This is a genomic window from Pseudomonas sp. PME37.24/006 (assembly GCF_055556635.1).
The window spans coordinates 102920-117072 of record NZ_JBVHNL010000005.1; the positions used below are offsets into that span (position 1 = coordinate 102920).

The following is a 14153-nucleotide window of genomic DNA, read 5'->3' on the forward strand; positions in this document are numbered from 1 at the left end:
GCAGATCCGTAACAGGGGGTTCCGTGCGCAATATTCTGGTCATCGAAGACAGCCCGCTGGTTCTGAAAATCCTTGAACACCTGTTCCGCCAGGAAACGGATCTGCAACCGGTGTTCTGCGCCTCTCTAGGCGAAGCCGAGGTGATGCTGGAGACCTCGGCAGAGCTGTTCTTCGCCGCCATCGTCGACCTGCACCTGCCGGATGCACCGGATGGCGAAAGCGTCGACCTGGTGATGCGCTACGCCCTGCCGTGCATCGTGCTCAGCGGCTCGTACAACGAAAAGCGTCGCGATGACCTGCTGCTCAAGGGCGTTGTCGATTACGTGCTCAAGGAAAGCCAGCACTCCTACGAGTATGCCTTCCGCCTGCTGCACCGGCTGGATAGCAACAGCCAGGTAAAGATTCTCGTCGCCGAAGACTCGGAGGCCACGCGGCACTTCATCCGTCACGTGCTGGCGCCCCATCGCTACCAGATCATCGACGCCAGCGACGGCGACGAAGCGCTGCGCATTCTCAAGGAACAACCGGATATCGACCTGTTGGTGGTCGATCACAGCATGCCCGGCATCAGCGGCTTCGAGCTGGTCAAGCTGCTGCGCCAGAAGATGAAACGCCACGACCTGATCATCCTCGGCCTGTCCGCCGACACCAAGGGCTCGCTCAGCGCCATGTTCATCAAGCATGGCGCTGACGACTTCCTGCGCAAACCCTTCTGCCCGGAAGAACTGAACTGCCGGGTGATCTCCACCCTGGAACGCCGCGATATGATGCGCGCGCTCAAGCAGGCCGCGCAGTTCGATGCCCTGACCGGGTTGAACAACCGGCGAGCTTTCTACGAGCAGGGCATCCAGCAGTTTCAGCTGGCCCAGCGCAGTGGTCACGATCTGAGCGTGGCGATGCTCGACATGGACTTCTTCAAGCAGATCAACGACGAATACGGTCATGCCAGCGGGGATGCCGCGTTGATCGCCTTCACCCGAGCATTGAGTGCGGCGTTTCCGGATACCCTGCTCGGCCGCCTGGGTGGCGAAGAGTTCGCCATGGTCAGCCAGCAGAACGCCGAGCAGTTGGGCCAGGCACTAGACCGCCTGCGTGAGCAATGCGGGCAGCTCAAATACGCTATCGGTGCGCCGCCACTGTCATTCAGTGCGGGTGTTTACCATGGCGCACCAGATGATCTTGAAAGCCTCCTGCACCTGGCTGACCAGCAGCTCTATCAGGCCAAGCGACAAGGCCGCGCACGTACGCTCTGGCAGTAACGTTCGCAGGCTCACAAACCATGACGCTGCATGATCGCCGCATAGCTGCCATCGGCGCGCATGGCCGCAATCTCGGCGTCGAAGCGCCTGGCTATCTCGGCATGGTTGCCATGGGTGAGGCGGATGAGGATGTGCAGGCCGTTCTCACTCAACGGCATTGGCAGAAACTCCAGTTGATCGGCAACGCCCTTGAGCTGATGACTGAACTGAAACCGAGCGACGTATTCATCCTCAATGGCCAAGCTCACCCGGCCATGCTGCAGCATGTAGGCAGCACTCTCGAAACTACTCACGCCGACCTTAGTGAGGCGTTTGTCGGCAGTGAATGCCTGGGAATAGGCATAGCCGCGCAGCACGGCGATCCTGTGGTGGTACAGGTCGGAGAGTTGGGTGAAGAGGATGTCATCGCCTTTGCGCTGCACCAGGCGGATGCGGTTGATCAGGTAGGGCGCTGAAAAGTGGCCGAATACGGCGCGTTCGTCGCTGTACCAAGCGTTTATCAGCACATCGTAGTCAGCCTCCTGCAGCCCTAGAATGGCGCGATTCCAAGGCACCTCCCGGTACTCGCTGGTATAGCCAGCACGGCTCAGTGCGGTCGTCACCAGCTCGGTCGCGACACCATTGCCCGGTAGCCGCTGATCGGTGAACGGTGGCCAGGTATCAGCAACCAGACGCAGATGCTCTGCGCCTGCTCCGCAGGGCAGCAACAGCAGAGACAGGAACCACGCTCGCCAGCTCTTCAATGGTCGTAGGCCTCGACAGCGAAAGGGGAACATGCCGCGAGGACGAAGCCGGCAGAGGGATCACGATAGCAGCTGCTGAAATAGCGGCTAATAGCCATGCCTCTTTGATATCTGAGCATAATCGCTAGACCAGCCGGAGCAATGGCCAGTTCGTAAAAAAATCCGATAGCGTGTCCCCATCGCATCCCGGCGCCGACAGCTGAACCAAGCCTTCAGGTAAACTGCGCCGTTTCGCGTCAGCCCGCAGCGATGCCTGGCGCCCAGCATCTGCGAGGACGTTGCCGTGCTTTCACCCCAGGTTGTCATTATCGGTGCCGGTGCGGCCGGGCTGATGTGCGCCATGAGCGCCGCCGCGCGCGGTCGCAGCGTGCTGCTGCTCGACCATGCCAACAAGGCGGGCAAGAAGATCCTCATGTCCGGTGGCGGGCGTTGCAACTTCACCAACCTGTACTGTGAGCCAGGCAACTTCCTGTCGCACAACCCGCATTTCTGCAAGTCCGCACTAGCGCGCTTCACCCAGTGGGATTTCATCGCCCTGGTGGCCAAGCACGGCGTGCCCTACCACGAGAAGAAACTCGGCCAGCTATTCTGCGACCACAAGTCCAGCGACATCCTCGGCATGCTGCTGGACGAATGCGAACAGGCGGGCGTCGACCTGCGCCTGGACACTTCGGTGAATGTCATCGAGCGCGGCGAAAACGACTATCGCCTGAGCACCAGCCTCGGCCCGGTGAGCTGCGAGTCGCTGGTGATCGCCACCGGCGGGCTGTCGATTCCGACTCTCGGCGCTACCGGCTTCGGCTACCAGATCGCCCGCCAATTCGGTCACACCCTGCTGCCAACGCGCGCTGGCCTGGTGCCGTTCACGCTGACCGATCCACAGTTGAAAACCCTGTGCAGCGAACTGTCGGGTACCTCGGTGGAAGATTGCCGGGTCAGTTGTAACGGCCAGAGCTTCGTGGAAAACATTCTGTTCACCCACCGAGGCCTTAGCGGCCCGGCGATCCTGCAGATTTCCTCCTACTGGCAGCCTGGCGATGCAGTCAGCATCGACCTGCTGCCACATATCGACCTGCCGGAGTGGCTGCAGGAACAGCAGCGCGAGCGGCCCAACAGCGAGCTAAAAACCCTGCTGGGCGAACTCTTCACCAAGAAGATGGCCAGCCTGCTGGCCGAACACTGGTTCGCCTCCAAACCGATGAAGCAGTACACCCCCACCGAGCTCAAGGCCATCGCCGAGCGCCTGGCGGACTGGCAGCTGGTGCCCGCCGGCACCGAGGGTTACCGGACTGCCGAGGTCACTCTTGGTGGTATCGACACCAACGAAGTGTCGTCCAAGACCATGGAATCGTTGAAAGCACCGGGGCTGTATTTCGTCGGCGAGGTGCTGGATGTCAGCGGCCACCTGGGCGGTTTCAACTTCCAGTGGGCCTGGGCTTCGGGTTATGCCGCGGCGCAGTTCGTGTAACCCATAATAAAAAACGCGTCCGAAGACGCGTTTTTTATTGGCTGCGGCTGATTACTCGCGAACCGCCGAAGCATCCACCCGCGTGGTTTGCTCGGTAGCGACCTGCGTTTCGCTGGCGTAGGACACGGCCGCGGTGAAGAGCACGTCAGTGTGTGAGTTCAGGGCGGTCTCGAAGGAGTCCTGCACTACGCCAATGACGAAACCGATGGCCACGACCTGCATGGCGATGTCGGTATCGACTCCGAACAGGCTGGTCGCCATCGGGATCAGCAGCAGCGAACCACCGGCCACGCCGGACACCCCTGCCGCCGCCAGGGACGACACCACGCAGAGCAGTAGCGCCGTCGGCAGATCGACGTTGATACCCAGGGTATGGGTGGTCGCCAGAGCCATCACGGAAACAGTGATCGCCGCACCGGCCATGTTGATGGTGGCACCCAGCGGGATGGTGATCGAGTAAGTATCCTTGTCCAGCTTGAGCTTCTCGCACAGACGCAGGTTGACCGGGATATTGGCCGCCGAGCTGCGGGTGAAGAAGGCTGTCACCGCGCTCTCGCGCAGAACCGTGAACAGCAACGGATAGGGATTGCGGCGCATCTTGATATAAGCGAGCAGTGGATTGACCACCAGCGTGACCACCAGCATGCACCCCACCATCACCATCAGTAGGCGGGCATAGCCGTATAGCGCCTCGAAGCCGGAGGCCGCCAGAGTGCTTGCGACCAGGCCGAAGATACCGATTGGCGCCTGCTCGATGACGAAACGTACGATGCGTGTAAAGGCATCAGACATGTCGGCCAGCAACACTCGGGTAGTCGGCGCGGCATGGCGCAGGAACAAGCCCAGTGCGATTGCCCAGGCCAGGATGGCGATGTAGTTGGAGGTATTGAGCGCCTGGATCGGGCCAACGAAGATGCTGATCAGTAAGTTGTGCAGCACGTCGATGATGCTGCCAGGCGGTTCGCCGACGGCCGAACTGATGTCCAGCGACAACGTGGTGGGGAACAGGAAACTGGCGATCACCGCCAGGGCCGCAGCACTGAATGTGCTGACCAGGTACATCATCAGTACCGGGCGAACATGGGTGGGCTGGCCGCTCTGATGAGCCGCCAGCGAGGACGTCACCAGCACCAGCACCAGCACGGGAGCGACCGCCTTCAGGGCGAGCACGAAGAGCTCACCGAGCAGACCGACCCTCAACGCAGCGGATGGAGAAATGTAGGCGAGCAGAATACCCAGCACCAGGCCAATGAAAATGCGTAGGACCAGGCTGGTATTGGAATAGGCGGAAGCAATGCGTTTTAGAGTATTCATGTAGTAGACGCTGTCCAGAATTCTAGGCTTGATGGCATTGGGGGACAGGTCAGCAGGGCACGAGCCACGCCAACCGGGCAGGTCACCCCAAGACATCACGCGATTATAAGGGAGGGAAACAGGATCAGCGCCAATTAGATGGCTGGAATGGTCATGCCGGTAGGTCTCACTTGTTATTGTTGTGGGATGGTCGGATCAGGATGCCGGTTCGTCAGGCCGCGCATCATAGGGGTTCAGCAGGTGAGCGGCTCAGCACTCGATGATGTTCACCGCCAGGCCGCCGCGTGCGGTTTCCTTGTATTTGGTCAGCATGTCGGCACCGGTTTCGCGCATGGTCTTGATCACCTTGTCCAGGCTCACATGGTGCGAACCATCGCCATACAGCGCCATACGTGCAGCATTGATGGCTTTCACCGAGGCGATGGCGTTGCGCTCGATGCAGGGAATCTGCACCAGGCCGCCGACCGGGTCGCAGGTCAGGCCCAGGTGGTGCTCCATGCCGATCTCGGCGGCATTCTCGACCTGCTCGGGCGTGCCACCCAGCACCGCGCACAGCGCGCCAGCAGCCATCGAACAGGCCACACCAACCTCACCCTGGCAGCCCACTTCGGCGCCGCTGATCGAGGCGTTTTCCTTGTACAGGATGCCGATCGCACCGGCGGTCAGCAGAAAGTCGATGATGCCGCGCTCGCTGGCGCCGGAAATGGCGTTGGCGTAGTAATGCAGCACCGCGGGAATGATGCCCGCCGCGCCGTTGGTCGGCGCGGTGACAACACGGCCACCGGCGGCATTTTCTTCGTTCACCGCCAGCGCCCAGAGGTTGACCCAGTCGAGCATGCGCAACGGGTCTTCCGTATAGCTGCGCTGGAAGCCGCCCAGCTTGCGCGCCAGGATGGCGGCGCGGCGACGCACCTTGAAACCGCCAGGCAGGATGCCCTCGGTGCGACAGCCGCGCTCCACGCAGGCCTGCATAACGCGCCAGATCGCCAGCAGACCACTGTCGATCTCTTCATCCGTGCGCCAGTGGCGTTCGTTGCGACGCATCACCTCGGCGATGCCGACGCCGTTCTCGCGGGTCAGGCGCAGCAGGTCGGCGCCACTGCGAAACGGCAGCGGCAGGCTGGTCGCGTCGGGGGCGATTTCCTTGTGCCGCGAACCATCGGCCAGCACCGATTCATTGACAACGAAACCACCCCCCACGGAGTAGTAGGTGGCCTCGTGCACCTGCAGCCCAGCCGCGTCGAACGCCGCGAAGCGCAGGCCGTTGGCGTGCAGGGCAAGCGCCTTGCGAATCATCTTCAGATCGGTCTTTTCGTTGAAGGCAACCGAGTGGCCGCCTGGCAACGTGATGCACCTCTCGCTGCGAATAGCCTCGATATAGCCGGCAACCTGCTCGACATCGACGGTATCCGGCTCGTAGCCGCTCAAGCCAAGCAATACCGCCTTGTCGCTGCCATGGCCCTTGCCGGTAGCGCCCAGCGAGCCATACAGCTCGGCTACAACGCGCACGACATTGGGCATGTGCCCCTGGTTTTCCAGTGCATGAGTGAAGAGCGCCGCGGCACGCATCGGCCCGACGGTGTGCGAGCTAGATGGGCCGATGCCCACCTTGAACAGATCGAATACGCTAACGGCCATGGCGGTATTTTTCTTTTATGAGGTGAAGGCAGGTGCCCGGTTATGCACTCGCCGATGGGAAAAATCTAAGACCCCACTTTCATTATGTATACTGATTTATTCTTACCCCATTGATTAGAAAATTTTACCTATAGAATTTCGCCTATGGATCTGATCCGTTTACGCACCCTTCGCGAACTGGCGCGCTGCGGCACCATGGCAGCCACCGCCGAGTTTCTGCACCTGACACCCTCGGCCGTTTCCCAGCAGATCACGCAGCTGGAGCGCGAGGCCGATGTGGCATTGATCGAGCGGCGTGGCCGCGGCGTTGTGCTGACCCCGGCGGGTAGTCGGCTGGTGGCACACGTCGAGCGCATTCTGGTAATTCTCGATGAGGCCCGTTCGGAACTGGCACAGATGCGTAGCGAAATCGCCGGAGAACTGCGGGTGGCCGCATTTCCTTCGATTGCCGTAGCTTTGGTGGCGCCCATCGTGCGCAAGCTGCGCGAGGCCTACCCACGCTTGGACGTGGTGGTGGCGGATCTGGAACCACAAGAAAGCCTCAGCGCCCTGAGCGCCTGGCAGATCGATGTGGCAGTGATCGATGACCTGGCCGGTGCGGCGAAGTCGCGCCAGGAACACTACGAGCTGATCCCGCTTACCGAAGATCGTCTGCACGTACTGCTACCAACGAGCCACGCGCTGGCATCGCGCAGCACCCTGACCATCGCCGACCTGCAGGGCGAGGCTTGGGCGCTGGACTCCACCAACAGCTCGTTCGGCGAGTTCATCGGCAACCTGTGCCGCCGCTCCGGCTTCGCACCGCGTATCAACGCGCACTGTGCCGGGTTCGAGATGGTCGCAGCGATGGTCGCGTCCGGCAATTCGATCTCGGTGGTTTCGGGACTACGCTTGGTGCGTCCGCTGGACAATGTCACGGCCGTGCGCCTGGCACCGGCCATTCAGCGCAAGATATTCCTCGCCTACCGCAAGGGCGAGCGCAAGCATCCCGCCGTGACCGTATTCATCGACGAGGCGATACGGACAGCGGGGGTGCTAGAGGGCTATCAGAGAGTTGAACTGAAAGACAAAGCCTGATTCGCCAGGATCAGAAGCGAAACACTTCCGCGTCGATCCGAATCGGCTCGGCCACTGGCATTTTAGGGGGTTCCTGACGCGCCGCGGGAACCGGCGCTTTCTTACGCGGCTCCTCCACAGCAATAGGCGCATTGCCGTGGTTCTTCACTGCGCTCGCCAATTGCTCGACCAGTTGCTGTACCACCGCGCTCTGGGCGCGTACCTGATCGGCCACGGCGCCCTGGTGCTTCTCTTCGAGGTGCACCAAACGGGTATCGAGCAATTGCCCTTCCCGACCGACCAGCCGCCACTGCGCCTCAAGTATCGCAGGCTGACGCGGGCCGGAGTCCAGGCGGGTTACAGACAGCAGCACCTGTACCTGAGCCTTAAAGCCCGGGTTGTCCGAGGCAAGCACAAGACGCTGGCTGTTGATCCGGCCCGACAGTTGGCGCAACACCTGGCGATCCAGATCGGTGGCCAGGCTGCCAGCCCAGCGGGCATTCCCAGCCGTACTAAGGCTGCCGTCGTCCTGGCGCTGCAGCAACGCTTCACGCTGCAAGTAATCGGCAACGGTAATAGGGCCCAGCAATACACTCATGCCATCCTTGTCAGCGGTTTTGGCGGCACTGCTGCCACCGTCGAGCTGGTAAAGCGAGACGGGCATGAAATGCGAACAACCGGTCAGCGTCAGCAGACCGGCCAGAAGAAGCGTAAGAGGAAGCCGCTTAACAATCATCAATGTCTTCCAGCTGGCAGTGTCGCCAGCGACCATGGCTACAGGTAAAGGGTCAAAAACAAAAAATAGGTAAATCACCGCGTCGGCAAACGCCGGCGAGGTGTCAAATAATCCCTGTCCATATGCAATGCGCCTGCCACCGAGCGCTTTGACCCGAAAAGATGGCATAGGGCCCACCGTCAGGTAGGCCCACAAGGGGCTTTATCATCCGTCAAACCGGCCTGCAACTCCAGTAGGAGGCCACTTGCCAGTAGACCCCTACTCGACCAGTAAGCCATCGACGCGCTGGAATCCACGCGGCAATTTGTTGCCGCGTCGGCCACGTTCGCCCTTGTAGTGTTCAAGGTCGTCAGCCTTCAGAGACAGGGTACGCTTGCCAGCCTGCAAAACAAGGGTGGCGCCTTGTGGAAGCACAGCAAGGCCCGTCAGGTACTCCTCGCGACTGGCGACGCGCTCACCGGGGATACCGATGATCTTGTTGCCTTTGCCCTTGCTCAGTTGCGGCAGGTCGGCGACCTTGAACAACAGCAGACGACCCTCGGTGGTCACGGCGGCCAGCCAGTCTTCCTCGCGACTGATGAGCGGCCTTGGCGCCACTACCCGCGCGCCATTGGGCAGACTGAGCAGGGCCTTGCCGGCCTTGTTCTTGGCCTGCAGGTCTTCGCCCTTGACCACGAAGCCGTAGCCGGCATCCGAAGCGATCACGTACAGCGCCTCATCCTCGGGCAGCAGCACGCATTCGAAGCTGGCACCCGGTGGCGGCGTCAGACGACCGGTCAGCGGCTCGCCCTGGCCACGAGCCGATGGCAGAGTGTGAGCGGCAAGCGAATAGCTACGCCCGGTGGAGTCGATGAACACTGCATATTGGTTGGAACGCCCCGGCGCGGCGGTCTGGAAGCCGTCACCAGCCTTGTAGGAGAGGCCGGTGGCGTCGATTTCGTGACCCTTGGCCGAGCGCACCCAGCCTTTTTCCGAGAGCACCACGGTGATCTTTTCGTTCGGCAGCAGATCGTGCTCGGACAGCGCCTTGGCCTCGGCACGCTCGACAATCGGCGAACGGCGGTCATCACCGTACTTCTCGGCGTCTTCGATGATTTCCTTGCGCACCAGCTTCTTCAGCTTGGCTTCACTGCCCAGCAGCGCCAGCAGCTTCTCGCGTTCCTTGGCCAGCGCGTCCTGCTCACCGCGGATCTGCATTTCTTCCAGGCGAGCGAGTTGGCGCAGGCGGGTTTCGAGAATGTACTCGGCCTGTATCTCGGTGAGGCCGAAGCGCTCCATCAGCACCGGTTTGGGCTGATCTTCGGTACGAATGATGTGGATCACTTCATCGAGATTGAGGAAGGCGATCAAACGGCCTTCCAACAGATGCATGCGATGCTCGACCTTATCCAGGCGGAACTGCAGGCGGCGGCGCACGGTGCCAACCCGGTAGCGCAGCCACTCGACCAACAGAGTGCGCAGATCCTTGACCTGCGGTTTGCCGTCGAGGCCGATGACGTTGGCGTTGACCCGGTAGCTGGACTCCAAGTCGGTGCTGGCGAACAGGTGCTGCATCAATGCCTGGTGATCGACGCGGCTGCTGGCCGGGATGATCACGATGCGGCAGGGGTTCTCGTGGTCGGATTCATCGCGCAGGTCGGCGATCTGCGGCGCCTTTGACGGCTTGGCCTGCATCATCGCAGCGATCTGTTCCAGCACCTTGGCACCGGATACCTGGTGCGGCAACGAGGTGACCACGATGTCGCCGTCTTCGACGCTGTACACGGCACGCATGCGTACCGAACCGCGACCGGTCTGGTAGATTTTCAGCAGGTCGGCACGCGGGGTGATGATCTCCGCTTCGGTCGGGTAATCCGGGCCGAGCACGTGCTCGCAGAGCTGCTCCACCGTGGCGTTGGGCTCGTCGAGCAGGCGTACGCAGGCGGCCGCGACTTCACGCAGGTTGTGCGGCGGCACATCGGTGGCCATGCCTACGGCGATGCCGGTAGTACCGTTGAGCAACAGGTTGGGTAGGCGCGCTGGCAGCGTCGCTGGCTCATTCAGGGTGCCATCGAAATTCGGCACCCAATCCACCGTGCCCTGGCCGAGCTCACTCAGCAGCACCTCGGAATAACGCGACAGCCGCGCCTCGGTATAACGCATGGCGGCAAAGGACTTGGGATCGTCCGGCGCGCCCCAGTTGCCCTGACCATCGACCAGGGTGTAGCGGTAGCTGAACGGCTGCGCCATCAGCACCATGGCTTCGTAACAGGCTGAGTCGCCGTGCGGGTGGAACTTGCCGAGCACGTCACCGACGGTACGTGCCGACTTCTTGTGCTTGGAATCGGCATCCAGGCCTAGCTCGCTCATGGCGTAGACGATGCGCCGCTGTACCGGCTTGAGGCCGTCGCCAATGTGCGGCAGCGCGCGATCCATGATCACGTACATCGAGTAGTTGAGATAAGCCTGCTCGGTAAAGTCGGCAAGGGAGCGGCGTTCAACACCGTCCAGGCTCAAATCGAGGGTTTCGCTCATGCGTGCCTCATTGCAAGGTGGATTGGCGCAGCATCAAGGTGCCGTCGCGCTGACTGAATTCAAGTTGTTTCAAGGCGCTCATGCCCAGCAGGATTTCATCGCCATCCATGCCCGGCGCGATGAGCGCGGAGACGTCATGCAGCACGATATCGCCAAGCTGCAAACGCTCCAGGCGCGTGCGATGCGCTGTGGCGCGGCCGTTGGCGGTGCTGATCTGTACGGGTGCGCCCGATTGCAAACCCAGGCTGCGGGCAACCTGGCTGGGTATCGCCACCTGGGTGGCGCCGGTATCGAGCAGAAAGGTCACCGGATCGCCGTTGATCTGCCCGTCCACCAGATAATGCCCGCCACGACTGCTAGCCAGGCGCACCTCAACGTAGTCGCTGCCATGTACCGACTGCGGCTGGCGGTTGGGGTGGCTCTTGTCATCTTCCCATTTGCCGAAGAAATGCGTGGCCAGCAGCAGCCCCGCCCCCCAGGCCAGCACCAACATCACCCGGCCGGCACGACGGCCAGCAGTCTGCTCGCTCACCGCGTCGCATCCCAGCCACCCGCCGGCGCGGCAAAACGCCAGACCACAGGGCGCTTCTCACCATCGCCACGGGCATGGCCGCCATTGTCGACACCCACCCAAGCACCCTCGGCGTCGACCGACAGCGCCTCGGCCACGCCGTAGCTCATGGGGTAGCGACGTTCATCGGTCAGTGCCTCGGCCGCGAACGACCAGCAACGTTCGGGATCACCGTTCGCCGGATCACGCCGGCAGATACGATGAGCCTGACGCTCCAGGGTAAAAAGTTTTTCGTTGTGAAACGCCAGGCCGGAGAAATCCACATGTGCCGGCGCACCGCCCAACGCCTCGGGCGAAGCCTCTTGGCCGCCCTCGCTAAGCAGCACGCAACCGCCTTCACAGCGCCAGGTTGCACGACGGTTATGCACCACCAACAGACCGCGGCGTTGCTTTTCCGCTGCCAGCCACAGGCGCTCACCGGAAGGATCGACGGCGATCCCTTCGAACAGCGAATTGAAATGCAGCAGCATGCCGCTGGCGCGAGCTTGGCGCACCAAGCCCTCGGGAAGTGCCAGCCACTGCGCATCGGCGGCTGGCGGCACTTGCAACACCGCAGCGCGGCTTTCACTGACCAGGTAGCGATTGCCCTTGGCGTCACAGGCGATGCCTTCGAAATCCAGATGGCCACCGCGTACCAAACCGGCTGCCCAAGCGCGCATGCGCAAGCCCCAGGGCAGCGGCATTACCGGCGCTGGCGGCGCGACGAAACGCTCGGCTTCGGCCTGCCAGATGCGCGCGGAAGAGTCGAGGCGGTAGAGGCGATCATCCTCACGGTCTGACACCGCCCACAGCGCATCACCGCACCAGGCCAGGCCGGACAGATTGCCAGCGTCCATCCCGGCGATCGGGTGTTCGCTGAGCAACTTGAGCTCATCGAGTGGCGGAGTATCCGCCATCACTGGCGTCAGAACCGGCGTCATAATTGAAAACAGCACGGCGCCGAGCAATCGCCGCATCAGAGCAGCACCTCGGCCAGGTTGCCCTTGGACTCCAACCAGGATTTTCGGTCGCCGGCACGCTTCTTCGCCAGCAGCATATCCATTATTTCGCGAGTCTCTTCGAAGTCCTCGAGGGTCAGTTGCACCAGGCGTCGGGTATTGGGATCCATGGTGGTTTCGCGCAGTTGCGGCGGGTTCATTTCACCGAGGCCCTTGAAGCGGGTGACCTGCGGCTTGCCGCGCTTCTTCTCGGCCACCAGGCGGTCGAGAATGCCATCGCGCTCAGGCTCGTCCAGGGCGTAGTAGATTTCCTTGCCGAGGTCGATGCGGTACAACGGCGGCATTGCCACGTACACATGACCCGCGTCCACCAGCGGGCGGAAATGCTGCACGAACAGCGCGCAGAGCAGCGTTGCAATGTGCAGACCATCGGAGTCGGCGTCGGCGAGAATGCAGATCTTGCCGTAGCGCAACTGGCTCAAATCGCTCGAGCCAGGATCGAGGCCAACGGCAACAGCGATGTTGTGCACTTCCTGGCTGGCCAGCACTTCACCACCGTCCACTTCCCAGGTATTGAGGATCTTCCCGCGCAGCGGCAGGATTGCCTGGAATTCCTTGTCACGTGCCTGCTTGGCAGAGCCACCAGCGGAGTCACCTTCGACCAGAAACAGCTCGCAGCGCATCGGGTTCTGCCCTGCGCAATCGGCCAATTTGCCAGGCAATGCCGGCCCTTGGGTAATTCTCTTGCGTTCGACCTTCTTGCCGGCTTTGAGACGGCGGCTGGCGTTGCTGATGACCAATTCGGCCAACTGCTGACCAAACTCCGGGTGGGCGTTGAGCCATAGGCTGAACGCGTCCTTGACCACGCCTGAAACGAACGCCGCCGCCTCACGGGAGGACAGGCGCTCTTTGGTCTGCCCGGAGAACTGGGCATCCTGCATCTTCATCGAGAGGACAAAGGCGATACGCTCCCAGATGTCCTCAGGGGCCAGCTTGACGCCGCGCGGCAGCAGGCTGCGGAACTCGCAGAATTCACGCATGGCGTCCAACAGCCCCTGACGCAGGCCGTTGACGTGGGTACCACCCTGAGCGGTTGGAATCAGGTTGACGTAGCTCTCCTGCACCGAGTCGCCGCCTTCGGGCAGCCACAGCAGCGCCCAATCCACAGCTTCCTTGTTACCGGCCAGGCTGCCGCAGAAGGGCTCGTTGGGCAGTCGCTCGAACTCGCTGACCGCATCCACCAGGTAGGAGCGCAGACCATCTTCATACAGCCACTCGACCAACTCGCCACTGGCCTTGTCGTGGAAGCTCACCGCCAGGCCGGGGCACAACACGGCCTTGGCCTTGAGCACGTGCTTGAGGCGGCTGACCGAGAACTTGTGCGCGTCGAAATACTTAGTATCCGGCCAGAAGTGCACAGTGGTGCCGGTGTTGCGCTTGCCGACCGTGCCGATCACAGCCAGGTCGCTGGCCTTGAAGCCGTCGGCGAAGGCCATGGCGTATTCGTTGCCGTCGCGCTTGACGCGAACCTCGACGCGGGTCGACAGGGCGTTGACCACCGAGATACCGACCCCGTGCAAACCACCGGAGAACTGGTAATTCTTGTTGGAGAACTTGCCGCCCGCATGCAGCTTGGTGAGGATCAGCTCGACCCCCGACACGCCCTCCTCCGGGTGAATGTCCACCGGCATGCCACGACCGTCGTCGCTCACTTCCAGGGAGTTGTCCTCGTGGAGAATCACCTGGATGGATTTGGCATGACCCGCCAGGGCTTCGTCGACGCTGTTGTCGATAACTTCCTGGGCCAGGTGGTTGGGGCGGCTGGTGTCGGTATACATCCCCGGCCGCTTGCGCACCGGATCAAGGCCGGAAAGGACTTCGATGGCATCTGCGTTGTAGGCGTTTTGCTGGGCCAT

Annotated in this window: 11 protein-coding genes; 3 read left to right on the forward strand and 8 right to left on the reverse strand. The window is 61.9% G+C overall.

Going from position 1 to position 14153, the window contains the following annotated elements; translation table 11 throughout:
• Window positions 1–23 precede the first annotated feature (23 nt).
• Complete coding sequence (locus tag ACZ3GY_RS21465; RefSeq protein WP_465911907.1) at window positions 24–1259, forward strand: diguanylate cyclase domain-containing protein; 1236 nt, start codon at window positions 24–26, stop codon at window positions 1257–1259.
• 11 nt (window positions 1260–1270) lie between these two features.
• Here ACZ3GY_RS21465 and ACZ3GY_RS21470 read toward each other — a convergent pair whose 3' ends face one another.
• Window positions 1271–2035 (reverse strand): substrate-binding periplasmic protein, encoded by a 765-nt coding sequence (locus tag ACZ3GY_RS21470; RefSeq protein WP_465911908.1) that lies wholly within the window; start codon window positions 2033–2035, stop codon window positions 1271–1273.
• 250 nt (window positions 2036–2285) lie between these two features.
• Between ACZ3GY_RS21470 and ACZ3GY_RS21475 the strand changes: the two genes are divergently transcribed.
• A complete protein-coding gene (locus ACZ3GY_RS21475) occupies window positions 2286–3470 on the forward strand; it encodes a BaiN/RdsA family NAD(P)/FAD-dependent oxidoreductase (RefSeq protein ID WP_465911909.1) in 1185 nt (394 codons plus the stop codon).
• 51 nt (window positions 3471–3521) lie between these two features.
• Here ACZ3GY_RS21475 and sstT read toward each other — a convergent pair whose 3' ends face one another.
• Together sstT and ACZ3GY_RS21485 are read right to left on the reverse strand one after the other, a co-directional pair.
• Window positions 3522–4784: a serine/threonine transporter SstT gene (gene sstT, locus ACZ3GY_RS21480; protein ID WP_465911910.1), complete on the reverse strand. Its 1263-nt coding sequence runs from the start codon at window positions 4782–4784 to the stop codon at window positions 3522–3524.
• A gap of 249 nt (window positions 4785–5033) precedes the next feature.
• Window positions 5034–6422, reverse strand: a complete 1389-nt coding sequence (locus tag ACZ3GY_RS21485) for an L-serine ammonia-lyase (protein ID WP_465911911.1) — start codon at window positions 6420–6422, stop codon at window positions 5034–5036.
• A 144-nt stretch (window positions 6423–6566) separates the two neighbouring features.
• On the opposite strand from ACZ3GY_RS21485, the gene ACZ3GY_RS21490 reads away from it, so the two are divergent.
• Complete coding sequence (locus tag ACZ3GY_RS21490; RefSeq protein ID WP_465911912.1) at window positions 6567–7499, forward strand: LysR family transcriptional regulator; 933 nt, start codon at window positions 6567–6569, stop codon at window positions 7497–7499.
• Between the two features lie 10 nt (window positions 7500–7509).
• Here the strand turns inward: ACZ3GY_RS21490 and ACZ3GY_RS21495 are convergent, their stop codons facing one another.
• The 5 genes from ACZ3GY_RS21495 to parE all read right to left on the reverse strand — a co-directional run bounded on the left by ACZ3GY_RS21495 (window position 7510) and on the right by parE (window position 14153).
• Window positions 7510–8214: a PqiC family protein gene (locus tag ACZ3GY_RS21495; RefSeq protein WP_465911913.1), complete on the reverse strand. Its 705-nt coding sequence runs from the start codon at window positions 8212–8214 to the stop codon at window positions 7510–7512.
• Between the two features lie 258 nt (window positions 8215–8472).
• On the reverse strand, window positions 8473–10728 hold the full coding sequence (parC, locus tag ACZ3GY_RS21500) for a DNA topoisomerase IV subunit A (protein WP_465911914.1): 2256 nt from the start codon (window positions 10726–10728) through the stop codon (window positions 8473–8475).
• A gap of 7 nt (window positions 10729–10735) precedes the next feature.
• Window positions 10736–11260 carry a retropepsin-like aspartic protease family protein gene (locus ACZ3GY_RS21505; protein WP_463563310.1) on the reverse strand — a complete coding sequence of 175 codons (525 nt, stop codon included), beginning with the start codon at window positions 11258–11260 and terminating at the stop codon, window positions 10736–10738.
• Window positions 11257–12255 carry an esterase-like activity of phytase family protein gene (locus tag ACZ3GY_RS21510; RefSeq protein ID WP_465911915.1) on the reverse strand — a complete coding sequence of 333 codons (999 nt, stop codon included), beginning with the start codon at window positions 12253–12255 and terminating at the stop codon, window positions 11257–11259. Before ACZ3GY_RS21510 ends, ACZ3GY_RS21505 begins: the two co-directional genes overlap by 4 nt.
• The gene (gene parE, locus ACZ3GY_RS21515; RefSeq protein ID WP_465911916.1) at window positions 12255–14153 is read right to left on the reverse strand and encodes a DNA topoisomerase IV subunit B; all 1899 of its coding nucleotides are present in this window, start codon (window positions 14151–14153) and stop codon (window positions 12255–12257) included. Before parE ends, ACZ3GY_RS21510 begins: the two co-directional genes overlap by 1 nt.

Bases quoted from the DNA above. Each gene is read 5' to 3' on its own strand.
- ACZ3GY_RS21470 (WP_465911908.1), bottom strand. From the start codon at position 2,035: ATGTTCCCCTTTCGCTGTCGAGGCCTACGACCATTGAAGAGCTGGCGA.
- sstT (WP_465911910.1), bottom strand. From the start codon at position 4,784: ATGAATACTCTAAAACGCATTGCTTCCGCCTATTCCAATACCAGCCTG.
- ACZ3GY_RS21485 (WP_465911911.1), bottom strand. From the start codon at position 6,422: ATGGCCGTTAGCGTATTCGATCTGTTCAAGGTGGGCATCGGCCCATCT.
- ACZ3GY_RS21490 (WP_465911912.1), top strand. From the start codon at position 6,567: ATGGATCTGATCCGTTTACGCACCCTTCGCGAACTGGCGCGCTGCGGC.
- ACZ3GY_RS21495 (WP_465911913.1), bottom strand. From the start codon at position 8,214: ATGATTGTTAAGCGGCTTCCTCTTACGCTTCTTCTGGCCGGTCTGCTG.
- parC (WP_465911914.1), bottom strand. From the start codon at position 10,728: ATGAGCGAAACCCTCGATTTGAGCCTGGACGGTGTTGAACGCCGCTCC.
- ACZ3GY_RS21510 (WP_465911915.1), bottom strand. From the start codon at position 12,255: ATGCGGCGATTGCTCGGCGCCGTGCTGTTTTCAATTATGACGCCGGTT.
- parE (WP_465911916.1), bottom strand. From the start codon at position 14,153: ATGGCCCAGCAAAACGCCTACAACGCAGATGCCATCGAAGTCCTTTCC.